Raw genomic sequence first — 24116 nt, 5'->3', positions numbered from 1 at the left:
GGGCGGCAACACCGGGCCGCGCCAGGATATTTCAGGGCCCTGCCAGTGCGTCAGTCCTGTGGGCTGCGGGAATGCTGTGCGGCCCGGTCCACGATTTCGTGCGCAATCGCATGGACCTTCTTGTTCAGCGACTGGCTTTGTTGGTTGATCAGCTCATAGGCTTCGTCCGCGGTGACGCCGGTGCGGCCCATCAGGATGCCTTTTGCCTGTTCGATGACCGCGCGGTTGCGGGCCGAGGCGGCGACTGCTTCCGTTGCCAGCTGGTGCCGGTCCGTATGGATCGATTGGGTCAGATCCACCACCACACCCCAGACGCCCACCGGGGTACCGTTTTCGATGATGAAGTCCGCCGAGAAGAGCAGCTTGTGCTGCCGGTCCTTTCGGTCCCGGATGGACACGTAGATCGATGACGGGCCGCCCGATGCCGCCACGCGGTCCCAGAACGCCTGCACGGTGGGCCTGTCGTCCGGTTCGATGTGGGCGAGGGCCATGTCCATTGAGGGGATGACGTCGCCACGCTCGTAGCCGTAAATGCGGTACAGGTCATCAGACCAGCGGAAGATGCCGTCGGAGAAGAAATATTCCACCAGCCCGGTGGGGCAGTTGAGGTACGCGGGGCTAAGATCCTCCGCTGATTCCGGAAGTGAAGAGATGCTGTTGGAGGTCACAGTGGGGCCGTTCGACGTGCTGTATCCGGGCTCCCCTGGCCCGGAAATTCAAGTGAACAGAATATAGCAGTTCCCGTCGCCGGGATGGGCCCTTGTCCGCTTACATTCCCAGGTAGCGGCCGGGCCGGTGGTTCAGGGCCAGGACCAGGTTCAACAGGGTGGCGCCCACCGCGGACAGGACCACCATCAGCGGCGCAACGAGGACGAGGGATGCCAGGACGATGGCCACGTCAAACACCATCTGGACGTAGCCTGCGCGCCACGCGAACTTCTCCTGCAGGAGCAGGGCCAGGATGTTGAAACCGCCCAGGCTGGATTTGTGCCGGAACAGGATCAGCAGCCCGACGCCGGCGAGCAGGTTTCCGCCCAGCACGCCGTACAGCGGGTCCAGGTGCACGGAGCCGAATGCGGCAGGGTGCACGCCGGCCAGGACCGAGACCAGTGCGATGGCCGCCCCGGTCCGAAGGGCGAAATCCCAGCCCTTCTTCCAGACTGCCAAGGCGAAGAACGGCAGGTTGACCGCAAAGAAGATGATGCCGAACGGCAAGGGCACGGTGTAGCTGACCAGCAGCGCCAGGCCGGCGGTTCCGCCCGTCACCGCCCCGCTCGACTTGAGCAGGAACAAGCCCAAGGACGCTGCGAAGGTGCCGGTGAGGATGCCCAGGACGTCCTCGACTGCCGAATGGCGGACGGCCGACGACGGCCCTGGACGCGCCGCCGTCGGCCCTTCCTGGTGCCCGCGGCCGTCCATGCTGGGTGCGGCGGCGGTGGTTTCCGCGGGGGCGCTCACTGGGCCGCGCCCGACTGGGGCAGGAACCGTCCGCGATTGGCAAGGACGGCAAGCACCCTGTCGTTCGTGTCCGGGTCCGCAAGCGTAATCCGGACGCCGTCCTTGGCGTAGCCGCGGGCCAGGATGTCGGCCTCACCCAGGGCGGCGAGGACCTGTTCGCGGAGCTCGTCGGATGCGCGGAGCCAGTAGAAGTTCGCCTGGCTGTCCGGTACGTCCCAGCCATGGCCGCGGAGGGCGTCGATGACCCGGCTGCGTTCCGCCGCCACCGCCTCCGTCCGCCGGAGGATTTCGTCCCCGGCCGCAAGGGAGGCAACCGCGGCGGCCTGCGCCATCCTGTTCACGCCGAACGGCACGGCGGTGTGCCGGAGGCCCTCCGCGATCTGCGGCCGGGCGATCGCGTAGCCGATCCGCAGGCCGGCGAGTCCGTAGGCCTTGGAGAAAGTGCGCAGGATACAAAGGTTGGGGTACCGGCGGTAGAAATCCAGGGCATCAACGCCGGGTCCGCGCTGGAACTCGATGTAGGCCTCGTCCAGCACCACCAGCACCCGCGGCGGGACGGACTGGAGGAACTCCTCCAGCTGGCCGGCGCTGATGGAGACCCCCGTGGGGTTGTTGGGCGAACATAGGATCACCAGCCGGGTGCGGTCCGTGATGGCAGCCGCCATGGCGGGAAGGTCGTGCTGCTCATTGGCCAGGAGCGGCACGGGCACCGAAACGGCGCCGGCCACCGCCACCAGGATGGGGTAGGCCTCGAAGGAGCGCCATGCGAACACCACTTCGTCGCCGTGGCCGCACACGGCCGAAATGATCTGCTGGAGCACCCCGGAACTGCCCGGGCCGGCAGCGACTTCCTCGGCTGCGACACCGAAATGCCGGGCAATGGCTTCCCGGGCCTCCGGCGCTCCCATGCCGGGGTACCGGTGGATCCGGCCCGCTTCCGCCGAAATCGCCTCCACAACCGACGGCAGGGGAGCGAAGTGGCTCTCGTTGGCGGCCAGGGCGGCCGTCAAATCAGTCTGCGCGCCCTTGCCTGCCACGTAGGCGGGCAGCTGGGCGACGGCGGCACGGAGTTCCGGCATGGCGGCATCGGGAAGGGTAGCGGTCATGGACAGCATGGTGGGGTGAGGCAGGACGTCTGCGCAACACAGACGTCCCGGGCAGGACAGATCAGGCATTTACTTGCCGGGAAAGTGGCAAAATGCTCACTATGCACCACATTGATGCCCTGGACGCCGAGATCCTCCTCACACTCGACCAGGACCCCCAAGCCACCGTCCTTTCACTGTCCCGGACGTTGGGCGTGGCCCGTAACACCGTGCACGCCAGGCTGAGGCGGCTGGTGAACGACGGCAGCCTGGCCCCTTTCAGCCAGCGGGTGCGCACAGCGGCGCTGGGGCTGCCGCTGGTTGCCTTCATCTCGATTTCCATCAGCCAGTCATCCAGCGACCAGGCCGTAGCGGCACTGCAGACCACCCCGGAAATTATCGAAATGCACGCCACGACCGGGGACGCGGACCTGCTCGCCAAAGTGGCTGCGAAGGACCCCGCCGATCTCCACCGGATCACCAACGCGATGCTGGCCATCGACGGCGTCGTCCGCACCAGCACCGCGATGTCTCTGGTGGAAGTGATGCCCACCCGGACCCTGCCCCTGCTGCGGGCAGCCGCGCGGAAGTAGCGGGACCGCCGTCAGGCAAGCTGGTCCAGGGCGTCGATGAGCGCGTCCACGAATGCGGTCAGGATGGCCGGCTGGGTGCGGCCGGTCATGGTCTGGACCTGGCCTTGGCGTTGCCGCAGCACCGGGTGCTCCAGGGTGACGGTCACCAGGTCCTCCTTGTCGCGCCGGTCCAGCGACAGGCCACCCACCAGCGAAACGCCGGCGAACGGAAAGAAACGTAACAGAACAATTTCTCCCATTAGGATCCCGTCAAAGCCTTGACTGAAATTGTCAGGCGCTGATAGACGTTAAGGGCAGAAAGCGTTTCCTCGCAGCAATCCTCCTCAAAATCACTCGTGAGGGGGACTGTCCACTGTGAATGAAACGTTACAAAATGGCTGGGCGGTGCCCTGTGCTGCCGCCGCATCAAAGGAGATGTTCTTTTGGCAAACCCCTCAATGTATTCCCCGACGCCCCGGACGGGCAGGGCGCCGAAGGCTGCTGCTGCCGCCCTGGCGGCTGCAGCGATTGCCTTCACCGGCCTTCCGGCCGCGGCTGCGGACCCTGCCGCGGCGGCACTTCCCGCAACGCCGGCAAATTCCGGCTCCCCGGCTGTCCCGGCCGCACCGGCAGGGCAGCAACTGAAGCGGCAGGTGGAAAGCCTTGACCGGGCCCCGGTCGCCGTCCTGACGGACCAGGGCGTCTCGCTGGGCTGGCGGATGCTGGGCCTGGACAAGGACAGCGTGGGCTTCCACGTCATCCGCGACGGCGTCCAGATCACCGATCAGCCCGTCCGTGGCACCACCACCTACGTGGACCCCGCAGGCAAGGCGGACTCCACGTACGTCATCAAGACCGTGGGCAACGGCGAGGGGCAGGACAAGCTGAGCGCAGGGTTCAGCCCGCTGGCCCAAAACTACCTGCCCATCAAGCTGGACAAGCCGGCCGACGGCGTCACCCCGGCGGGGCAGGCCTACACCTACAGCGCCAACGACTCGAGCGTGGCGGACCTGGACGGCGACGGCGCCTACGAAATCATCCAGCTGTGGAATCCCTCCAACGCGAAGGACAACTCCCAGTCCGGGTACACCGGAAACGTCTACGTGGACGCCTACAAGATGGACGGCACCAAACTCTGGCGCATCGACCTGGGCCGCAACATCCGCGCCGGCGCCCACTACACCCAAATGCTCGCCTACGACTTCGACGGCGACGGCAAGGCCGAAGTTGCCTTCAAGACCGCGGACGGCACCACGGATGCCGCGGGCACCGTCATTGGCGACCCGGCGGCTGACTACCGCAACAGCGCGGGCTATGTCCTGTCCGGGCCGGAATTCCTCACCGTGTTCAATGGGGCTGCCGGCACCATCATGGACACCGTTCCCTATGATCCGCCCCGCGGCACCGTCACCGCCTGGGGAGACGGCTACGGCAACCGCGTGGACCGGTTCCTCAGCGCTGTGGCATACCTCGACGGCGAGCATCCGTCCATGATGTTCAGCCGCGGCTACTACACCCGTACCGTCCTGGTCACCTATGACCTGGTGAACGGCAAGCTGGCCAAGCGGTGGAAGTTCGATTCCGACGCTGCCGGGGCCGAATACAAGGGCCAGGGCAACCACAACCTCTCCGTGGCGGACGTGGACCAGGACGGCAAGGACGAGTTCGTCTTTGGCTCCATGACCATCGACGACGACGGCAAGCCGCTGTACAACACCAAGCTGGGTCACGGCGACGCCATCCACACCGGCGACCTCGATCCCTCCCGGCCCGGCCTCGAGACCTTTGCCGTGCACGAGGACATGCGGTCGAGCGGGAACCGCGGTGCCACCTTCCGTGACGCCGCCACCGGTGAGGTCCTGTGGAGCATCCCGGCCTTCAAGGACACCGGCCGCGGCGCCACCGGCGACATCGACCCCCGTTTCCCGGGTTCGGAGAGCTGGGCGGTGGGTGGCGACGCCGCGTGGAACTCCACCGTCGGCTACCTGATGTCCGCCAAGGGTGAGCGGATTTCCGACAAGATTCCTGCCGCCAACTTCATGGCCTGGTGGGACGGCGACCTGCTGCGCGAGATCGTGGACCACGATTTCGACGCCGAGGCCGGCTATGGCGTGCCCACCATTTCCAAGTGGAATTGGGAAACCGAGTCCAGCGACCGACTGCTGACCGCCACCGGCGCCCGCACCAACAACTACACCAAGGGCAACCCGTCGCTGCAGGCGGACCTCCTGGGCGATTGGCGCGAAGAGCTGGTGTTCCCGTCGGCTGACAGCACCGAGTTGCGGATCTATACCAGCACCTCACCCACCGACGTCCGGCTCCGCACCCTGATGCACGATCCCATGTACCGGACCGGCGTAGCGCGCGAGACCGTGGGCTACAACCAGCCCCCGCACCCGAGCTTCTTCCTCGGTGAGGGCATGCAGGCCCCGGCCTTGCCGGCGGTCTACTACGCCGGCAAGGCCAAGTAGCACGGAGAAGAAAGCGCGGCCGCTCCGCCCCATCCGGGGGCGGGGCGGCCGTCTTTTTATGTGCTCGGCCGCGGATGCATGATCCGCATCTGGTCCCAGGTCCGCTCCGAGGCCGCAATGCTCCGGGTGGACCGTTCACGGTCCAGGGAGGCCAGCTCGACGGCCACCGCCTGCACTGCGGCAACGGCTCCCGTGAGGGAGGGGAAGAAGCCCGCGCTTTCGGCGGGGACCACGATCTTATGGGCGGCGTGGGCTGCCACCGGCGAACTTGCGGTGTCGGTGATGCTGACGATCCGGGCCCCGAGCTGATGGGCGATGTCCACGGCGCGGACTGTGCTGTCATAGACCCGCCAGAGGCTGATGGCAATGACCAGGTCGTCCGGCGTCAGGCGCGCGACCGCATTGGTCAACGCTGCCACATCGGCATCCAGCAGCCGGACGTCATAGCCGGCGATGATGCCGTTGTGCTCCAGCGCCTTGCCCGGAATGGCATAGCTGCCGGCGGCGATGATGAGGGTCTGCCGCGCACCTGCCATGGCGTCCGCAACGGCATGGATGACGGCAGGGTCCACGGTCCGCTCCAAGTGGGCCAGGTTGGACCGGTCCGTGGTCAGGGATGCCTGCGCCGGGCTGCTCACGTGGCCGTTGTGTTGTGCGGCGATCTCCACGGCGCTCAAGGACGCCAGGAAGCGGGAGCGGAGTTCGAACTGGAACTCCGCCCAGCCCTTGAAGCCTAGCGTCTGGGCGGTCCGGGTCACGGTTGAGGCGTTCGACGACGCCGCGGCGGCTATGTCGCTGACGGAGCCGTAGGAAGCCAGCCGCGGCTGGGAACGGAGGACGCCCAAGACCTGCAGCTGGCGGGCCGCGAGCTTCCGCCCCTGGGCCTGGCCATCGAGCCATTCGGTCAAGGTGGCGCTGTTAACTTCTTGTTTCACCTATTGACCTCCGCAAGTGATGCACGTAACTTCAATCTACATGCACAGATCTGTGCAAATCCTAAAAATTGTACAACTTGGCCCACTTCGGCAGGATTCCCAATGTCTCTCACAGCACGCCTGGACCGGCTCCCACTCAGTCGTCCACACTACAAGCTCCTCCTCATCGGAGGGCTCGGTTACTCCTTTGACGGCATGGACGGCGCCGTGGTGGCCTTCCTGCTGCCGCGCATCCAGGAGATCTGGGGCCTGAGCACCGCAAGCCTGGGCCTGGTGGGCTCGGCAGCGCCGCTGGGCTTCTTCTTCGGTGCCATCCTGTCCGGCTGGCTGGGTGACCGGTTCGGCCGGAAGAAGGTCATGCTGTGGGCGCTTGCCTTCTACTGCGCCATGTCCGTGGTGGCCGCCGTCGCCCCGAACTTCGAAGTCTTCCTTGTTGCCCGGGTCCTGGCGGGACTCGGCGCCGGCGCGGAGAGCGTCATCATCGCCCCGTTCCTTTCGGAGTTCATTCCGCCCAAGCGGCGCGGCTGGTTCATCGGGACCCTGGCCGGGTTCTTTTCGTTCGGCTTCGTGGCCGCGGCGCTCATCGGGCGGTTTGTGGTTCCCCTGGGTGACGACGGCTGGCGGTGGGCCCAGGTCATTACCGCCGTCCCCATCCTCCTGCTTCTTTGGTGGCGCCGCAGCCTTCCCGAATCACCCCGCTTCCTCATGAGCCAGGGCCGTGCGGCGGAGGCTGAACGGGTGGTGGAAGGGTTCGAGCAGAAGGTGCTCCTCGCCACCGGCAAGGAGCTTCCGGTGGTGGAAGCCGGTGGGGAAGACATCACCAAACACGGGCAGAAGATCAGCATCTGGAACGCCCTGAAGGTCATGTGGTCTCCCGCCCTGCGTCGGAGGACCGCCGTGATCTGGCTGATCTGGTTCGTGATCACCTTCTCCTACTACGGATTCTTTTCCTGGATCCCCACCTTGCTGGTGGGGCGCGGAATAACCGTCACCAAGAGTTTCGAATACTCCATCATCATTTACCTTGCGCAGATCCCCGGCTACTTCTCCGCGGCCTGGCTGTGCGACCGGATCGACCGCAAGAACACCATCGCCCTGTACCTGGCGGGCTCGGCCCTCAGTGCGTTCTGGCTGAGCCAGTCCAACGATTCCGGGATGATCCTGGTGGCCGCGGCAACGCTGTCCTTCTTCCTCAACGGCACCTACGCCGGGGTTTACGCCTACACCCCGGAACTCTTCCCCACCTGGATGCGCGCCACCGGCGTCGGACTGGCCAGCGCGGTAGGGCGCGTGGGCAGCATCCTGGCGCCGTCCATCATCGGTGTGTTCGCCGCAACGCTCGGCTTCGGCGGCGTGTTCACCATGACCACAGTGGTCCTGGCCGTGGGCGTTCTCGGAGTCGTCATCTTCGGAACGTCCACGGCGGGCAAATCGCTGGAAGACATCAATGCCCGCACCGAACCCGAGCAGGCAGCCGTGTTGGGAGGCGGCAAATGACGCAGGATCCCAACCCAGCCTTCCAGGAAATCTACGAGCACCTCCGCCGCGAACCGGGCGTCATCCTGTTCACCGCGCTGCGCTGGCTGCCGGGGCCCTCCGTGCTCCGAAGGGTCTCCACCAGCCACCCGGTGGACTACCCGCTGGGTGCCGAAAAGTCGGTGGAAATCTCCGAGGGCTGGCTTGACACCGTCATAGCCAACCAGCAGCCGTTCCTCGCTCCCGATGCCGCCGCCCTCGCGGAGGTGTTCACGGACGTCGCCTTGATCCAGTCCCTGGGCTGCGGCGCAGTGATCAACATCCCGGTGACAAGCCACGGCGAGGTGGTGGGCGTCCTGGCATTGCTCGACGCCGAGGGGCAGTACACCGGCCACAGCCTGGACGCGGCGTCCGCGGCAGTGTCCGCTGCCTCCGAAAGGCTTGCCGCAGCCTTCATCGATTCAGACCAAACCATTACGACAGGAAAGGATGCAGTCCTCCCGTGACCTCCTCCACCGAACCACTCGTCATCAGGAACGCCCACGTCCTGGATATCCATGCCGGCACCTTCTCCTTGGCCGACGTCGTGACCTCCGACGGAAAAATCCGCAGCGTTGGGCCTGGTGCGGAAGCGCCGGATAATGCGCGGGTCATCGATGGCACGGGCAAATACGTCATTCCCGGCCTCATTGACGCCCACGTCCACGTGGTGGCTTCCAGCGCGGACTTCCGGTCCTTGACCTGGACGCCCGCCTCGTACGTGTACGCCCAGACTGCGAGGATCATGCAGGGCATGCTGAGCCGGGGCTTCACCACCGTGCGCGACCTCTCAGGCGCCGACTTTGGCCTGGCGAAAGCCCAGGCCGAGGGGCTCCTGGAGGGGCCGAAGCTGCACTTTTGCGGCCGCGCCCTCAGCCAGACCGGTGGCCACGGCGACATGCGCCTTCCCGGCGAGGACCACGAACCCAACGGCCGGGGATGCTGTGGCATCGGGCGGGTGGCGGACGGCGTGGACGCCGTGCGCGCCGCCGCCCGCGACGAGCTCCGCAAGGGGGCCCACCACATCAAGATCATGGCGTCCGGAGGGGTGTCTTCCCCGACGGACCGCATCGACTCCACCCAGTACTCGCTCGAGGAGATGCGGGCCGCCGTCGAAGAAGCGGAAGCGGCCAACCGCTACGTGGCAGCCCACGCCTACACGGCCCGGGCCATCAACCGCGCCCTCGAATCTGGGGTCAGGTCCATTGAACACGGCAACCTCCTTGACGACGAGAGCCTGCGGCTCTTCCTGGAGAAGGATGCCTTCCTGGTGCCCACCCTGGTGACTTACTGGGCGCTGAAGGAAGAAGGCAAGGAGTTTGGCTTGACCGAGGAGATGTGGGCAAAGGTGGATTCAGTCCTCAGCAGCGGCCTGGAAGCGATCGCCCGGGCGCACGAGGCCGGCGTGAAGATGGTGTACGGCTCGGACCTGCTGGGCGGGATGCACCGGCACCAGAACGAGCAGTTCCGGCTGCTGGGCAAGGTCCAGCCGGCCATCGACGCCATCCGGTCCGCGACCACCACCGCCGCCGAACTGCTGGGCCGCCCGGGTGAACTGGGAGTCATCGCCCCCGGAGCGGACGCTGATGTGCTGGTGCTCTCGGCGGACCCGGTGGAGGACATTGCCGTGCTGGCGGACATCGCCGACCACCTGGAATACGTAGTCCAGGATGGCACCGTCGTCGGCGGACGCGCCTGACGCTCCTGCGAACGGAAACGGGCGACGACGGCACCTGGCCAGGTGCCGTCGTCGCCCGTTTGTCCGCGGCGGTGGACTTGTCAGTCCAGGTACTTGCCCACCAATGCCAGGTTCTGGATCACCGCCAGCCCGAACTGCGCCGTGTCATTGGTGGAGACGGTGGGTGCCTCGTCCACGGGCAGCAGTACGTGGGGTGGCTCGATCCGGCGCAGCGTGAAGGCGGATCCGTGGTTCAGGTGCTCGCCACCCTCGGTGAAACTGTCCCAGGCCCGGGCTGCGAGGTCACGATCCTGCAACCTTGCCGCCGCGTACGCCGTCAGCCGGCTGTGCGCCTGCGTCAGGTAGACGCCCTCCAAGGGCTGGCCGACCGCTTCCACCTGCTCCTCCTTGGTGGCCAGGAACAGGCGGCAGTACTGCAGCCAGGCCCGTTCGAAGTCCGCATCCCGCACCAGGTCCACCAGTTCGCTGCAGATCTCCACCAGCCCGAAGACGGCGCTGAGGTGTGAGACCTGGATCTGTTCGCGGCCAGTGTCGAACCGGCCTTTGTCCAGGTCGTACAAGGCTTCGCCGGTGAGGAAGCCGTACTTCAGCGCACCGATGTCCGCCATGGTGCCCAGCAGCCGGTCCCGGGACCATGGGTTACCGGTGCGTTCCCAGTCGGTGAGCCAGGTAGCGGCCAGGGATCCCCAGTCTGTCCCCAGCCCGACGCCCAGGGCGCCCCGGTTGGGCCGGTAGGTGGCAGCATCCGGGCGCACCTTGCGGACCGGATCCAGGCCCAGGAAGTTCCGGTCGCTGTCCACCAGTTCGCTCAGCAGGTCTCCGGTGCGCTCGTCGGCCGTGAGGTAGTAGTAGAAGCGGCGGTAGGCGGGGGTGCTGATCCGCAGCTGCTTGGCGCTGCAGCCCCAGTGCTGGACGTTGTGCCGGGAACCCAGGCCCTTCCATGGCCCCAAGTGGTACACGTCCACCTCGCCGGTATGCCGGGTCATTGCCTCGGCGAAGCGGAAGATGTCTGCCCGGCCCGAGCGGAGGTAGGAGTACCACAACCACAGGTCGGGGGAGAGCTCGGAGTTGTCCCAGGCGTATCCGCCCACGTCGTAGCGCCACACGTGCCGGTCGAAGTCATACGTGTGCATCACGTCGCCGAAGTTCCAGAAGCCGTACCAGCGGCGCTGCTCCACCTGGCCGGCGTAGAAGTCAAAGAGGAAGTCCAGCTGGTCCTCCAGCCGGGCACGTGCGGGAGTGCTGCGGTCCACCGGGTCCCAGTCACCGAAGACGCCCACGGAGTGCAGGTGTTCCGGCGTGGCCTGCAGCAGCGCCGGGGTGGACGCGGCGGCGGCGTCGGCGGCGAGGCCCACGGTGGACGGGGTGGCGTCATAGGCGAACAGGGTCACCTCGTGGGTGCGGGCAATGCCGGTGGGATTGCCGAATCCGGGTTCGTAGTCCTCGTAGGTGATCTCGAGCCCCTCGAGCTGCTCCTCGAAAGTGTCCTGGCCCAGGCCGTCGTGGTAGAACCGCAGGTCCATGGGCTGGGCTTCCGGGGAGAACAGCCATGCCGTCAGGGTTGCCTCGCCGGTAGCAGCGCCGCGGATGTCCAGCTGGCCCGGGTGGGACTGCCAGAAATCCTTGATTCCCACGCCCAGGCCGCCGCGGGTGTCGCTCAGGGAGCAGAAGCCTGCCGAGCGGGTGCCGCCGGAGATTCCCACCCAGCCATGGCCGCCGGTGGTCCGCTTGCGCAGTTCGAATCCGTCCGCGTTGAGCTGGGTAAGGGTGTAGTCTCCCCAGCTGGGGATGAGGTGCAGCCGGCCTGAGACCTCGGGGTTCCATGCCTCCGCGGGGGGAGTGGCGCGGCCGGCGATTTGCGCCTCCCGTACGTCCGCGCCGGGGTCCCGGCGCAGCCCGGTCAGGCCGCGCACGGCCTCGGTGAGGAACCCGCCGTCGGCCCCGGCGATCCGGACGTGCCGGTCATGCAGTTCAGCCTCCAGCGGCACGCTGAACCGGACGCCGAGGCCGGCCAGGAAGTCCTGCTCCGGGTCCCCGTCCCAGATGAAGGAGTGCACCATGCGCACGCTGCGGGCGTTGGCGTGGAAGTAGAAGCGCACCACAAACGGCAGCCAGTCGCGATGCGCGTAGTCCGCCAGGTCGGGGTGGTGGCGCCCTTCCAGCCGCACCACCGCGCGCACGGGCCCGGCTTGTTCCAGGACGACGGCGGTCACCTCGCCGGTGAAGGCCTTCCGGCCCGCGGTTCCGGCCCCTTCGGGAACGCCGTCCTGCAGCAGGCTGACCAGCCGTGCGTCGCGGGCAACGGGCCTGCCGTCCCTGGACAGGCTGCTGAACAGGGTGGATCCGCTGCGGTTGATCACCATCTGCAAGACGCCGGTATCAACTGTCAGCGCGCCGGCATCCTCGGTGACCTTGACGGCCGTACCTTCCGGCGCCTGCCGGCCTGCTGCGGCGGGCGTACCGGCGCCGGTCCGCACCCGGTAGGTTTCCGACGGGGTGTCCGTCGCCGGGAGGGCGATTCCCGCCCATTTCAGGGAGCCGTCCGGCCACGTGGCCAACGGCCACGCCTGGCTGGGGAGGGGAGCGCCGGCGCCGTCCGCCACCGAAAGTGCATCAGCGCCGGGCACTGAGCCGCGGGCGAACGGCATGCCCCACGTTGTTCCGCCGCTGATTTCTGCCGGGGCCTGTCCATCGATCCACCTGATGAGGGTGCTGTCCGTCATGTCTTCCGATTCCACTGGTGATTGCCGCGCGTAAGGGTCCCGCCAGAATGCAGGAAAGCGCTTTCTCGATTACGACTACAACGTAGTAGACGGCAATGCCGGGCGCAAGGGGTTTCTGCCCTCCGGACTACCTGCCCGGCTGGTGACGGTCACATCTGATGAGTGTTCGGTCTTCGTGGCCAGGGTCCTGGCGGCCCATGCGCCCGGACGCATCGACGCTTGAACCGGACAATGGCAAGCTTTCACGCTGGCGTCCTGCCGCGGGCGTGAATACGGATGGCCGCCGTCCCAGCGACAGCGGCCATCCGAGCCTGTTAGTCCAGCGGCAGGGTTACCGTCACGCTGGTGCCGCTGCCCGGTGCGGATGTGATCTCCACTGTGCCGCCGGCTTCCTGGACGGCCACCGCCATCAGCCGCAGCCCGTACCCGTGGTGCCGCCCGCACGTGGCGGCGTCCCGGTCAAAGCCCGCACCGTCGTCGGCCACCACCAGGCGGATCCCGTGGTCAACGGCCAGCAGCTGGACGGTCACTGTGGATGCGCCGGAGAACTTAAAGGCGTTGCTGAGGGCTTCCCGGGCCGACTGGTACAGCAGGGAGGCACAGTCCGCCGGGATCTCGACGCCCCAGTGCGGAGTATCCCAGTGGACCGTAATTCCGTGCTGGCGAAGCGGCGCCGTGAGCCGGTCGATGCACCCGGCCAGCCCCAAAGTGTGGAAATCCAGCGGCTGGAGGTCGGTCAGCACGCCTCCGACTGTGGTGACTTCGTTGTCCAATGCTGTCTTGGTTCCCATGACTTCCTGCTCCCCAAGCTGGTTTTGTCTGATACCTCCAGCGTGGACCTCAAATGTCTAGGGGGTGCAAGATTTGCCTCAAGATCGGATCAATTCTGCGCGGGGCACCATGAGGCGAAGGTGGTCTGTGGTGCGTGCTCCCGGAAGCATGAACGAAATAAGACGAAGGACGTCCCATCTCCTGTACACTAATGGAAGACGAGAGGCCGCCGCCCGGTGCGGTCAAAGGAGATGACGTGACAGTAGCATCCGCAGCGGTACCGCCCGCAAGGTTCAGTGCACAAATCCGGTCCCATGCCCTCCAGACCCGAATCATGGAGCTCATCCTGGAACGTGGCCTGGACGTTGGCGATGCGCTGCCCACCGAGAGCGAGCTGTCCGCAGAGCTCGGCGTCGGGCGGAACACCGTCCGGGAATCCCTCAAGGTCCTCCAAGCCCTCGGCGTCATCGAAATCCGCCATGGCTTTGGCATGTTCGTGGCACCCAACAACTTCAGCGCCCTGGTTTCCGGACTGACGTTCCGCGGCCGGCTGTCCCTTCGGCACAAGGGCGAAGAAGCCATGGAGCTCATCGACGTGCGCCAGGCCCTCGAGTCAGGGCTGATTGGTTCAGCCATCGACCTGCTGACGGAGGAACACCTCGCGGACCTGAAGTCCTCGATGGAGGCCATGCAGGCCGCCGCAGCCCAAGGTGAGCCGCTGGCCGAGCACGACGCGGAATTCCACCGGAAGCTCTATGCCCCCCTGAACAACGAACTCCTGATCAATCTCATGGATGTGTTTTGGCAGGTCTACCGGCAGATCCATGAGGCCCTGGGATCGGGGCCGGTCAACCTGGAGGAACAGGCCCGGATCCACTGGGACATCTACGAGGCCGTGGCCAACCGGGACAAGGCGCTCGCGGCCGAACGCCTGCAGCGCCACTTCGACGGCATCCGCCAAAAACTCAAGGACGTCGCGTCCGCCTAGCGGCGCAAACCCGGATCCACCACGCTTCCGCGGCAGGCGGCCCTACGCCGACCGGCCCGGCTGCCGCATGCCCTGCTTCAGTCCTTCCTCACGAGAAAGCCCAGCCTTGGAAATCTTTGTCGTTCCCGATGCCGCCGCCACCGGTGTGGTCGCCGCCGGGATTCTTGCCGCCGTCATCCGCTCCAAGCCAGACGCCGTGCTGGGCGTGGCGACCGGAGGCTCTCCGCTTCCTGCCTACGCAGCCCTCGCGGGGCACCGGCTGGACATGTCCGGGGTCCGCGCATTCGCCCTGGACGAGTACGTCGGGCTGCCTGCCGGACACCCGCAGAGCTACGGCGAGGTGGTGCGGCGGGAAGTGACCGAACGGCTGGGAATGGACCCGGCGCTCGTTCGGGTACCCGCCGGCAACGCGGCGGACCCCCGGCAGGCAGCCCAGGACTACGACGCTGCCATTCGTGCTGCCGGCGGGGTGGACGTGCAACTCCTGGGCATCGGGCACAACGGACATCTTGCCTTCAACGAACCCGGATCCGCCTTCTCCTCCCGCACCCGGGTGGAAGTCCTGGCCGAACGCACGCGCGCCGCCAACGCCCGGTACTTCACGTCCGAATCCGACGTGCCGCGCCGGTGCATCACGCAGGGACTCGGAACCATCCTCGAGGCACGGCACTTGCTCCTGGTGGTGGCCGGAACTGACAAAGCCGGCATCCTCGCCCGCGCCCTGCACGGCGAGGTCTCGGAGGACTGCCCCGCATCCGCGCTGCAACTCCACCAGCACGTGACGGTGGTGGCAGACGAAGCCGCGGCAGCACTGCTGGCTCCCGGCAGCGGCCAGGTTCCCGTGCGCGTTCCCCGGGAGGCTGTTGGCGTCTAAGACCGTCCCTGCGTGTCCCGGCCGCCACCACAGGATCCTGCCCCTCGGACCGCTGCTGCGGCACGACGGCGAAGGCTGCGACACGAAGGCAAAGCAAAAGGGCGCCCGCCTGCACGGTGTAGCGTGCAGGAAGATCAACAGCCTGAGGGGGCAGCGCTTGAATATCACCGAGTCCGTCACAGCCGTGCGTCCGGCGCACGGAGACCTCGGCAGCGGGCATCCATGAACGCCAAACGGCAGGCGCAACCGTTGACGTTGTTCTGGAAACTCATCATCACCCTCTCCGCCGTGGTGGGCGTGGGTACCTGCGCGGGTCTTTGGCTTATTTACACGCACTTCCTGATGGCAACGCCCGGGACCATGGCAGTGCTGGAACGGCAGCTGACCAAGAGCGACGCCATCCCGGCCATCCAGGACGAAGGCGGCGAAGCGGTCATCCGTGAATCCCGGAAGCTCGCCTCCTATGAATCCATGACCTACTACGCCGCGCCGGCCAGGACGTCAGGCGTCGCATGCCTGGTGGGGAAGTATGACCTGGACCAGGTGTCCTACTGGGAGGCCTGCGACTACATCCCCGACGGCCGGGACATCCTGGCGGAAGTGCAGGACCCCGACGGCAGGGACATTCTCTTCGTCCCCGACCAGTTTGATCACGGCCCGATGGAACGGGACGGCTGGGTCACCCTGCACCGCAACCTGCTGGTCATGCCCTTCACTGAACCGCGGCAGCCCCAAGCTCCCGAACTGCTGACCCGCAACGCAACGTTGCAAAAGACCGGTTAGGCGCGGTTAGGCCAAGGCGTCCACGAACCAGCCGGTGAGGGTGGCGGGGTGCGTTATGGCCGTGCCCACCACCACCGCGAAGGCGCCGGCGTCGAGGGCCTGCCGGGCTTGCGCCGGCGAATGGACACGGCCCTCGGCGATCAGCGGGACACCGAAACCAGCCGCTGCGATATCCGCCAGCAACTCCAGGTCCGGGCCGGCGGTCTTGGGGCGCTCGCCGGTGTAACCGGCCAAGGTGGTGCCGATGAGGTCCGCACCGGCCTCGACGGCGGCGGCGGCATCCTGGAGCGAACCACAGTCCGCCATGACCAGGGCGTGGGATTCCTGGTGGATCCCGGCGACAGTCTGCGCCAGGGTCAGCCCGTCCGGCCGGTCGCGGCGGGTCCCGTCCACCGCCACCACGTGGGCTCCGGCGTTGGCCACGGCCAGGGCGTGCCTGAACGTGGGTGTGATGAAGACCCCGTCATGCCCGTCTTTCCAGAGCCCAATGACCGGAACCTCGACGGCGGCGCGCGTGTACTGGATATCGGCCAGGCCTTGCACGCGGACCGCCGCGGCGCCGCCGATCACGGCGGAGGCAGCCACCTGGGCGGTGGTGCGGGGATCCCGCATGGGTTCGCCGGGGTAGGCCTGGCAGGACACGATGAGCCGGCCCCGCAGGGATTCCAGGGCTTCGGGGGACAGGATCATGGAGTGCTTCCTTGGCTAGTGTGGAGGGGCAGAAGAACCAGGCGGGCAGCGCCCACAAGGGCAGCGGCATTGCCCAGGGCCGCGGGTACCACCGGCAGGTCTCCCAGCGCCGGCAGCAGTTCAGCCCGGAGCGCCACCCGCATGGGCTCCCACCACCGCTCCCCGGCATCGGCCAGGCCGCCGGAGACCACAACGATTTCGGGATCGAGGATGTTGGCCAGGCCGCCCACCGCCTGGCCGGCGGCCGCAGCGGAGGTGTGGATGGCCTTGGCGGCAGTGGTGTCGCCGGCGCCGGCCAGGGCGAAGACGCCGCGGGCGTCGCGGGCAGGGGCGGTGCCACCCAGCCGGAGGTAGGCCTCCAGGAGGGCCGGGCCCGAGGCGATCGCTTCGACGTGCCCTGACCCGCCGCAGACGCACGCCAGCGCAACGCCCCCGTGAAAGGCGTGCGGTGAGGCGAAATGGCCCACATGTCCGCCGGCATGCCGGTGTCCCAGGACGGGCCGGCCGTCCACCACGAAACTGCCGCCAACGCCCGTGCCGAACGCCACCAGCAATGAACTTGCAGTCCCTGCGGCCGCTCCGGTCCAGGCTTCACCCAGGGCGTGGGCGTGGACATCGTTCACTGCCCGGACGGACGACGCCGGCAGGTCCAGCCGGGCGGCCAGGCCTGCGGTCAGTGCCGTCCCGGCCCAGCCCCGGATGGCATCCGTGGCCGAGACCACCACGCCGCGGGCGGAATCGATCACACCGGCGGAGCCGATTCCAACCCCCGACACGGCCAGGCCCTCTTTGCGGGCCCGGCCAATCAACGCGGTAACCAGCGCAGCAGTGGCATCGAGGATGGCGGACCCGCCGTCACGGTTCAGCGTGGGGATGGTCTCCGAAAACAGGACCTCCCCCGCGGCAGAGACCACTCCCGCTGCAGTCTTGGTACCGCCAAGATCAACACCAACGGCGTACATCACCAGCGTTTTACACCAGGCCGTTGCGTTCGAGGATGACCTTGATCGCGGTGGTCTCTTCTTCGTTCAACGCCTGCATGGGTGCGCTCATGGTGTTGGATTCGATGACGCCCATGAGCTGCAGCGCCGTCTTGAAGGCACCCAACCCGGCCGCCCCTCCGGAGACTCGTCCGTTGGGGGTGTAGACGATCTCGAAGAGGTCGGCCAGGCGGTCTTGTTCGGCGGCGGCTTTCGCCCAGTCGCCGGAAGCTGCAGCGTCCACCAGGTTGCGGTAGCCGCGGGGATCCACGTTGCCCAGGCCCGGAACAACACCTTGTGCGCCGCCGAGCAGGGCACCGTCCACCACCACTTCGTGTCCGGTGAAGATGTCGAAGTTGTCGATGCCACGGGCGGCGAGCAGGAGCTGGCGGAAGGCGACGTCGTCCCCGGAGGAGTCCTTGACGCCGGCGATGACGCCGTCGCGGCCCAGCCGGACCAGCAGGTCGGTGGGGAGCTTGAAATGGGTGCGCACGGGGACGTCGTAGGCGAAGACCGGGGCGTCAACGGCTGCATGGATGCTCCGGAAATGCGTTTCGGTTTCCTCGGCGTTGCCGATCGCGTAGTACATGGAGGTGACCACGATGGCATCCGCGCCAAGGTCCACCACCCGCTTGGCTTCCTCGATGACGCGGTTGGTGGTCTGTTCGTTGGCGCCCACGATCAGCGGCACGCGGGCTGCGCCAGCAGCAGAATTCGCCTCGGCGATGGTGCTGACCACCTGTGCGCGTTCGGCGTTGGTCATGTAAGGCACCTCCGCTGAGGAGCCCAGGACGAAGAGCCCGGACACGCCGCCGTCGAGCAGGTGTTTGGTGAGGTTCTGCAGCGAGGCGGTGTCGATGCTGCCGTCTGCGTGGCGGGGGGTGACGACAGGGGGAATGACGCCCGAGAACTGGGAAGACACGGAAAACTCCAATGCGTGGTTGTAAGAGGTGGGGTTGAAAATTTCAGGTGTGCAGCAAACTGGGCGCGGCACCGAGGAGTTTGCGGGTGTAGTCGTTCCGGGGGGCGTCGAACACCTGGGCCGCCGGTCCTTCCTCCACGATTTCGCCGAAGTACATGACGCAGATGCGGTCGGAAACGTAGCGGACGGTCTGGATGTCGTGGGAGATGAACACCATGCCCAGGTTCAGTTGGGTCTTCAGGTCCGAGAGCAGGTTCAGCACCTGGGCGCGGACGGACACGTCCAGCGCCGAGGTGGGTTCGTCGGCAACGATGATGTCCGGGTCCAGGGCCAAGGCCCTGGCGATGGCAACACGCTGGCGTTGCCCGCCGGAAACCTGCGACGGCGTTACTTCCGCCGCGGAGGCTGGCAGCCCTACCAGCGCCAGGAGTTCCTTGACTTTGGCGGCCCGGGACGCGGCGTTGCCGATGCCGTGGACCTGGAGCGGGTCGGTCAGGATGTCCTGGATGGTCATGCGCGGGTTCAGTGCCGTGGCGGGGTCCTGGAAGACGACGGAGACGGCGCGGCCAAACTCCTTTCGCATGGCGGCGTTGCGTTTGATGGCCGGTTTGCCGTGGAACAGCACCTCGCCGGATGTGGGCGCCTGCAGCCCCACCAGGACCGAGGCCAGGGTGGACTTGCCGCACCCGGATTCGCCAACGATGCCCACCGTTTCGCCGCGGCTGATGGTGAAGTCAACCCCGTTGACGGCCTTGACGATGTTGGGCCGGAAGAGCCCCCCGGTGCGTGCGCGGTGATGGACCTTTACGTCCTTGAGTTCGATGACCGGTTTGCCGGTGGATACGCTCACTTGGCGTCCTCCTTAAGGTGGCTGGCCCAGTAATGGTCCGAGTCCCCGCCCACGGCGGTGAGGACCAGTGCCTGGTTGGGGTCGGCATCGCTGCGCAGCGACCGGGGTGCGAAGCGGTCGCCGCTGGCGAAATCCTGGGGCGAAGGCACGGTGCCGGGGATCTGGTGGAGGCGGGCAGCGTCCGCTTCGATGGAGAGCACGGCACCCAGCAGGCCGCGGGTGTATTCGTGTTTCGGGTTCCGCAGCAGTTCGGAGGCGCGGGCGGATTCAACCACCTGGCCGGCGTACATCACCGTGATCCGGTGGGCCAGCGAGGCCACCAGCGCCAGGTCGTGGCTGACGAACACCATGGCGAAGCCCAGCTGCTCCCGCAGTTCGTTGAGCAGGTCCACCACCTGCTTCTGGACCGTAACGTCCAGCGCGGTGGTTGGTTCGTCTGCCACCACGATCTTGGGCGAGCGGGAGAGCGCCATGGCGATCAGGACGCGCTGGCGCTGGCCGCCCGAGAGCTCGTGGGGGTAGCTGGCCAGGGTGCGGACGGGGTCCAGTTTGACCATCTCCAGCAGTTCGGCCGGTGTCTTCCGGCCGCCGCGGCGGGTCAGCTGCGTCATCTGGTCCTTGATCTTCATGGACGGGTTCAGCGAGCTGAGCGCGTCCTGGTAGACCATGGCGATCTGTTCGCCGCGAAGCCCCTGGTAGGCCTTGACGTTGCTGTGCCCGGTTTTTGGATCCAGCAGTTCCTTGCCGTCGAAGGTGATGGAACCGGTGATCTTCGCTGTCTTGGGCAGCAGGCCCATGATGGCCAGTGACGTGATGGACTTGCCGCAGCCGGATTCACCCACCAGGCCCATGGTTTCGCCTTCGCGGACGGTGAAGGAGACGTTGTCCACGATGGCTGTGTCACCGAAGCGGCCGGGGAACCGGATGGACAGGTTCCTGACTTCCAGGACGGTGCGGGTGTTGGCGGGGACCTGGGGCAGCCGGTCGGTGCGGGTGGCCTCGACGGCGGCGAGGAGTTCCAGCTCGCGGTCCAGCAGGGCGTGCGGGTTGGCGGCCGCCGCGCGGCGGTCGGTCAGCAGGGCGGAATGGGCCAGCTCGCGCTCGCCGGCATTCGCAGTTGTTGCCTCGCGGACGCCGTCGAGCTCGTGTTCCTCCACGACTGAGGGTTGCGCAACCGAGGTGGCTACCTCGGTGTCCACCGCGGCGACAGCCGCGCCGGCCACCGATGCCGCAGCGCCGTCGTCGTCCTTCACCGCAGGTGCCTTGCGGAGCCGCGGGTTCACCATGGCATCGGTGAGTCCTTCGGCCAGGATGTTCAGCGCCAGCACGGTCAGCAGGATGGTGAGGCCGGCGAAAGTGGTGGCCCACCACCCGCCGGAGAGGACCAGGTTGCGGCCGTAGGAGATCACATTGCCCCACGACGGGGCCGGATCCTGCACGCCGGCGCCCAGGAAGGACAGCGAGGCTTCGAGGATGATCGCGTCGGCCACCATCACCGTGGCGAACACCAGGACGGGGGCCGCGGTGTTGCGCACGATGTGCTTGGCCAGGATGTAGAAGCGGCCGGCGCCGATGACCCGTTCCGCCCGGACGTAGTCCTCGCCGTACTGGGCGAGCACGTTGGCGCGGACCACCCGGGCCAGCTGCGGGGTGTAGATGATGGCGATGGCCACGATGATGGTGGGCACCGAGTTGCCGAATGCCGCCAGCAGGACCGCCGCCAGGGCGATGCCCGGGAACGCCATGAGGATGTCCATGAGGCGCATGAGCAGTTCGTTCACGGCTTTGCTGGATGTCGCGGCGAGCGAGCCGAGGAACGCGCCGGCGAGGACCGCCAGCGCCACGGCGCCCAGGCCGATCATCAGCGAGGACTGGGAACCGTAGAGCAGGCGGGAGAAGATGTCGCGGCCCAGCCGGTCGGTGCCGAAGAAGTGCTCGGCGCCGGGAGGCGTGGCCGGCAGGAAGGTCTCCAGCGGGTCGTGCGGTGCCAGGACCGGGGCGAAGAGGGCCGCGAGGGCGATCACCACCAGGAAGGAGAGGGCCAGGCGGGAGCCCCAGGGCAGGGCCTTGAAGCGAAGTCCGGGGGCGCTCAGACGTTCAGCGAGTTTGCTGCGCATGGGTCACACGGTCCTGATTCGGGGGTTGATTAGCAGGTAGAGGAGGTCCACGGCAATGTTCACCAGGACGAAAGTCACGGAAATGGTCAGGACCACGCCCTGCACCAGGTTCACGTCCAAGTTGGTGATGCCGTTGAGGATCAGCTGGCCCATGCCGGGCAGCGCAAAGATCATTTCAATGACGACGGCGCCGCCCAGCAGGTAGCCGATCCGCAGTCCCAGCACGGTAACCGGAGTGACCAGGGCGTTGCGGAGCACGTTCCTGGAGACCACTTCCCGGTACGGGACGCCGTTGCCGATGGCGGTGCGGACATAGTCCCGGTCCAGCTCCTCCACCATGGAGGTGCGGACCACCCTGATGAGGGAAGCCGAGACCGGGATGCCCAGTGCCAGGGCGGGCAGCGCCATCGAGTTGAGCCAGCCGCCGAACCCGGATTCCGGGGTGGCAATGCCGCCGGACGGGAACAGCGGTGCCGGACCAAGGGCGAACCACTGGATCAGCAGGATGCCCAGCCAGAACGACGGCGTTGCCACCGCGGCGATGGAGAAGACCCGCACCAGCTGGTCCTGCCATTTGTCCCGGTACAAGGCGCCGATGATGCCGAAGACCAGCGAGACCACGACCGCGATGATGACGCCCAGGAACGTCAGCTGCAGCGTCAGGGGGAAGGCTGAGCCGATCATGCTTGCCACGGATTTCGCCGGCGGAGTGGTGACTCCGAGGTCGAGCTGGAGGAGTTTTCCAAGGAAGCGGAAGTACTGCAGCAGCAGCGGATCGTTCAGGCCGTTGGCCTGCCGGTACTGCTCTTTCGCTTCCTCGCTGGCCCCTTCGCCCAGGGCGCTGCTCGCCTGGTCGCCGGGGGCGGCCTGCAGGACGAGGAACACGAGCAAGGTGATGCCCAAGACCATCAGCGGCAGGGCTGCCAGCCTCCGGCCCAGGAGGCGCAATATCGTGGTCAATGTAGTCTCCGGTTGGTGTGGCTAGGCGGTGCGGCCCACACCAACGAAGGAAACTCCGGTGGTGGGAAGGGGCTGGAAGCCGCTGAGCTTCTTTGCATCCCAGGCGCTGGGAAGCTGGCGGTGGAACAGCGGGTAGAGGGGCACCTCTTCGGAGACCAGGTCCACGATCTGCCCGGTGAGCTTCTTGGCGTCATCATTGGACGACTGGCCGGCCTTGGTCATGAGGTCCACGAGCTGGGCACGCTCAGGCGTCGAGCCCCAGTAGGCGCGGTTCTTCATCCAGGTGTCACCGGCGTAGAACCAGCTCAGCAAGAGGTCTGCGTCGTTGCCGAAGACGGACGGATCGCCTGGCGCCGCAACCACCTTGTAGTCGCCTTTGCCGACGCGGTCCGTATACAAGGCGCCGGACTGCAGGTTCTTGAGGGTCACCTTGACACCGGGGATCTTGTTCCAGGATTCCAGCATCAGGGGAGCAACGTCCTTGACCCACGCGGTGTCCGTGGTGAGGAGCTCGAACTCCAGGCTGGAGACGCCGGCCTGCTTGAGGAGGTCTGCAGCCTTGTTGGGATCGTAGCTGTAGACGTTCTTGGCCTTGACGTAGTCCGGGTGGCCCTCCTGGAAGTAGGAGCTGGCCGGCTTGGCGTTGCCGAACAGGGCTTTCTTGATGATGGAGTCCTTGTCCAGGCCGTAGTGCAGGGCCTGGCGGACCAGCTTGTTGTCGAACGGCGCGGCGGAGCAGTTGAACATCAGGAACAGCAGGCCGAACGACTGTACGGATTCAACGGTGGCTGCGGACTTGAGCCCCTGCATGTCCAGGTAGGGGACGTCCTCGATGGCCTGGACCCGGCCGGACTGCATTGCGGTCACGCGGGCGGCGGCATCGGAGAGCAGCAGCCAGGTCATGCCCTTGGCCAGTGCCGGCATGGGGCCGTTGTAGGCCTGGTTCGCCTCGAAGATGATCTTGTCGTCCTTGACGGCGGAAACCAGCTTGTACGGGCCGGTTCCAACGGGCTTGGCGTCGAAGGATTTCAGCTGGTCCGAGCCGGCCGGGAAGTTGGTGAGCGCCTTGGGCACCACCTTTACCACCGAGATCCGGGGTCCGAAGCCGGGGAAGGCGTACTTCAGCGTGAATTCCACGGTCTTGGCGTCGAGGGCCTTGACGTCCTGGATGAACGGGATGAACTGCGAGAACAGGGACTTGTTGGCGGGATCCATGACCCGGGTAAAGGAGAAGACCACGTCCTCGGCGGTGACCGGGGTGCCGTCGTGGAACGTGGCGCCTTCGCGGATGGCCACCTGGTAGGTGGTGGGGTTGACCATCTTGGGATCAGTTGCAGCCAGGGCGTTGTAGGGCTCCCGGGTTGCCGGGTGGAGCTCAACCAGGCCCTCGAAGACGTGCAGGTTGGCGGCCATGGGGGTGGCGCCGGAGGAGGAAATGGGATCGAAGCCGGTGGAGAGGGCGTAAGAGATGCCGGCCTCGATGGTGAGGTCCTTGTTGATCGGCGAGGTGTTGGTGGTTGAGCTGCTGGTGGTGGCGGCCGGTCCACCGCAGGCGGCCAGGGAGCTGGCAAAGGCTGCGGCCAGGCCCATGGCCCCGCCGAGTTTGAGGAAGTTCCGGCGGCTGGCGTCATTGACCAGCGGCAGGTTCTTGATGTTGTTCATTGGCCTCACCGTTCAGGAAATGTTTATCGGATGTAGGATGTCCTAGCTCGTATGGAAAACT

General features: G+C 66.7%; 22 protein-coding genes. 8 read left to right on the top strand and 14 right to left on the bottom strand.

The window, feature by feature from the left end; all coding sequences use genetic code 11:
- Positions 1-50 precede the first annotated feature (50 nt).
- The 3 genes from AC4EEV_RS08870 to hisC all read right to left on the bottom strand — a co-directional run bounded on the left by AC4EEV_RS08870 (position 51) and on the right by hisC (position 2573).
- Positions 51-668 (bottom strand): PAS and ANTAR domain-containing protein, encoded by a 618-nt coding sequence (locus AC4EEV_RS08870; protein WP_018760897.1) that lies wholly within the window; start codon positions 666-668, stop codon positions 51-53.
- 100 nt (positions 669-768) lie between these two features.
- The gene (locus AC4EEV_RS08865; protein WP_491330865.1) at positions 769-1419 is read right to left on the bottom strand and encodes a YitT family protein; all 651 of its coding nucleotides are present in this window, start codon (positions 1417-1419) and stop codon (positions 769-771) included.
- A 35-nt stretch (positions 1420-1454) separates the two neighbouring features.
- Positions 1455-2573, bottom strand: a complete 1119-nt coding sequence (gene hisC / locus AC4EEV_RS08860; protein ID WP_491330691.1) for a histidinol-phosphate transaminase — start codon at positions 2571-2573, stop codon at positions 1455-1457.
- An 83-nt stretch (positions 2574-2656) separates the two neighbouring features.
- Here hisC and AC4EEV_RS08855 point away from each other — a divergent pair, with 83 nt between their 5' ends.
- Entirely contained in the window at positions 2657-3136 is a 480-nt protein-coding gene (locus tag AC4EEV_RS08855) for an Lrp/AsnC family transcriptional regulator (protein WP_026264371.1), read from the top strand.
- 11 nt (positions 3137-3147) lie between these two features.
- Here AC4EEV_RS08855 and AC4EEV_RS08850 read toward each other — a convergent pair whose 3' ends face one another.
- Positions 3148-3375: a hypothetical protein gene (locus AC4EEV_RS08850; protein WP_491330690.1), complete on the bottom strand. Its 228-nt coding sequence runs from the start codon at positions 3373-3375 to the stop codon at positions 3148-3150.
- A 198-nt stretch (positions 3376-3573) separates the two neighbouring features.
- On the opposite strand from AC4EEV_RS08850, the gene AC4EEV_RS08845 reads away from it, so the two are divergent.
- Positions 3574-5586 (top strand): rhamnogalacturonan lyase, encoded by a 2013-nt coding sequence (locus AC4EEV_RS08845; protein ID WP_491330864.1) that lies wholly within the window; start codon positions 3574-3576, stop codon positions 5584-5586.
- A 56-nt stretch (positions 5587-5642) separates the two neighbouring features.
- Here AC4EEV_RS08845 and AC4EEV_RS08840 read toward each other — a convergent pair whose 3' ends face one another.
- Positions 5643-6521 (bottom strand): MurR/RpiR family transcriptional regulator, encoded by an 879-nt coding sequence (locus AC4EEV_RS08840; protein WP_133831820.1) that lies wholly within the window; start codon positions 6519-6521, stop codon positions 5643-5645.
- A gap of 102 nt (positions 6522-6623) precedes the next feature.
- On the opposite strand from AC4EEV_RS08840, the gene AC4EEV_RS08835 reads away from it, so the two are divergent.
- From AC4EEV_RS08835 to AC4EEV_RS08825, 3 genes are read left to right on the top strand one after another with little or no spacing between them, the layout of a single operon-like run.
- Entirely contained in the window at positions 6624-8018 is a 1395-nt protein-coding gene (locus AC4EEV_RS08835; RefSeq protein WP_018760904.1) for an MFS transporter, read from the top strand.
- Entirely contained in the window at positions 8015-8503 is a 489-nt protein-coding gene (locus AC4EEV_RS08830; protein WP_133831818.1) for a GAF domain-containing protein, read from the top strand. The genes AC4EEV_RS08835 and AC4EEV_RS08830 overlap by 4 nt, the downstream gene beginning before the upstream one ends.
- Positions 8500-9735: a metal-dependent hydrolase family protein gene (locus AC4EEV_RS08825; protein ID WP_491330689.1), complete on the top strand. Its 1236-nt coding sequence runs from the start codon at positions 8500-8502 to the stop codon at positions 9733-9735. The genes AC4EEV_RS08830 and AC4EEV_RS08825 overlap by 4 nt, the downstream gene beginning before the upstream one ends.
- Before the next feature lie 80 nt (positions 9736-9815).
- Here AC4EEV_RS08825 and AC4EEV_RS08820 read toward each other — a convergent pair whose 3' ends face one another.
- Together AC4EEV_RS08820 and AC4EEV_RS08815 are read right to left on the bottom strand one after the other, a co-directional pair.
- Positions 9816-12458, bottom strand: coding sequence for an exo-rhamnogalacturonan lyase family protein (locus tag AC4EEV_RS08820; protein WP_491330688.1), 2643 nt, complete (start codon positions 12456-12458; stop codon positions 9816-9818).
- Between the two features lie 314 nt (positions 12459-12772).
- Positions 12773-13249 (bottom strand): sensor histidine kinase, encoded by a 477-nt coding sequence (locus tag AC4EEV_RS08815; protein WP_491330687.1) that lies wholly within the window; start codon positions 13247-13249, stop codon positions 12773-12775.
- A 236-nt stretch (positions 13250-13485) separates the two neighbouring features.
- On the opposite strand from AC4EEV_RS08815, the gene AC4EEV_RS08810 reads away from it, so the two are divergent.
- The 3 genes from AC4EEV_RS08810 to AC4EEV_RS08800 all read left to right on the top strand — a co-directional run bounded on the left by AC4EEV_RS08810 (position 13486) and on the right by AC4EEV_RS08800 (position 15874).
- A complete protein-coding gene (locus AC4EEV_RS08810) occupies positions 13486-14217 on the top strand; it encodes a FadR/GntR family transcriptional regulator (RefSeq protein WP_018760909.1) in 732 nt (243 codons plus the stop codon).
- Between the two features lie 106 nt (positions 14218-14323).
- Complete coding sequence (locus AC4EEV_RS08805; RefSeq protein ID WP_491330686.1) at positions 14324-15091, top strand: glucosamine-6-phosphate deaminase; 768 nt, start codon at positions 14324-14326, stop codon at positions 15089-15091.
- Positions 15092-15313: 222 nt separating this feature from the next.
- Positions 15314-15874: a hypothetical protein gene (locus AC4EEV_RS08800; RefSeq protein ID WP_109045644.1), complete on the top strand. Its 561-nt coding sequence runs from the start codon at positions 15314-15316 to the stop codon at positions 15872-15874.
- Between the two features lie 6 nt (positions 15875-15880).
- Here AC4EEV_RS08800 and AC4EEV_RS08795 read toward each other — a convergent pair whose 3' ends face one another.
- The 7 genes from AC4EEV_RS08795 to AC4EEV_RS08765 all read right to left on the bottom strand — a co-directional run bounded on the left by AC4EEV_RS08795 (position 15881) and on the right by AC4EEV_RS08765 (position 24055).
- The gene (locus AC4EEV_RS08795) at positions 15881-16564 is read right to left on the bottom strand and encodes an N-acetylmannosamine-6-phosphate 2-epimerase (protein WP_109045645.1); all 684 of its coding nucleotides are present in this window, start codon (positions 16562-16564) and stop codon (positions 15881-15883) included.
- Positions 16561-17526 carry an ROK family protein gene (locus AC4EEV_RS08790; protein WP_285319824.1) on the bottom strand — a complete coding sequence of 322 codons (966 nt, stop codon included), beginning with the start codon at positions 17524-17526 and terminating at the stop codon, positions 16561-16563. The genes AC4EEV_RS08795 and AC4EEV_RS08790 overlap by 4 nt, the downstream gene beginning before the upstream one ends.
- 10 nt (positions 17527-17536) lie before the next feature.
- Complete coding sequence (locus AC4EEV_RS08785; protein ID WP_018760914.1) at positions 17537-18466, bottom strand: dihydrodipicolinate synthase family protein; 930 nt, start codon at positions 18464-18466, stop codon at positions 17537-17539.
- Positions 18467-18509: 43 nt separating this feature from the next.
- Positions 18510-19316 (bottom strand): ATP-binding cassette domain-containing protein, encoded by an 807-nt coding sequence (locus AC4EEV_RS08780; RefSeq protein WP_109045647.1) that lies wholly within the window; start codon positions 19314-19316, stop codon positions 18510-18512.
- A complete protein-coding gene (locus AC4EEV_RS08775) occupies positions 19313-21433 on the bottom strand; it encodes a dipeptide/oligopeptide/nickel ABC transporter permease/ATP-binding protein (RefSeq protein WP_491330685.1) in 2121 nt (706 codons plus the stop codon). The genes AC4EEV_RS08780 and AC4EEV_RS08775 overlap by 4 nt, the downstream gene beginning before the upstream one ends.
- Before the next feature lie 3 nt (positions 21434-21436).
- Entirely contained in the window at positions 21437-22342 is a 906-nt protein-coding gene (locus AC4EEV_RS08770) for an ABC transporter permease (RefSeq protein ID WP_051083417.1), read from the bottom strand.
- A gap of 72 nt (positions 22343-22414) precedes the next feature.
- The gene (locus AC4EEV_RS08765) at positions 22415-24055 is read right to left on the bottom strand and encodes an ABC transporter substrate-binding protein (RefSeq protein WP_491330684.1); all 1641 of its coding nucleotides are present in this window, start codon (positions 24053-24055) and stop codon (positions 22415-22417) included.
- Positions 24056-24116 lie beyond the last annotated feature (61 nt).

The organism is Pseudarthrobacter sp. MOO14 (assembly GCF_058267675.1).
This window is presented reverse-complemented; position numbering and strand designations above follow the sequence as displayed.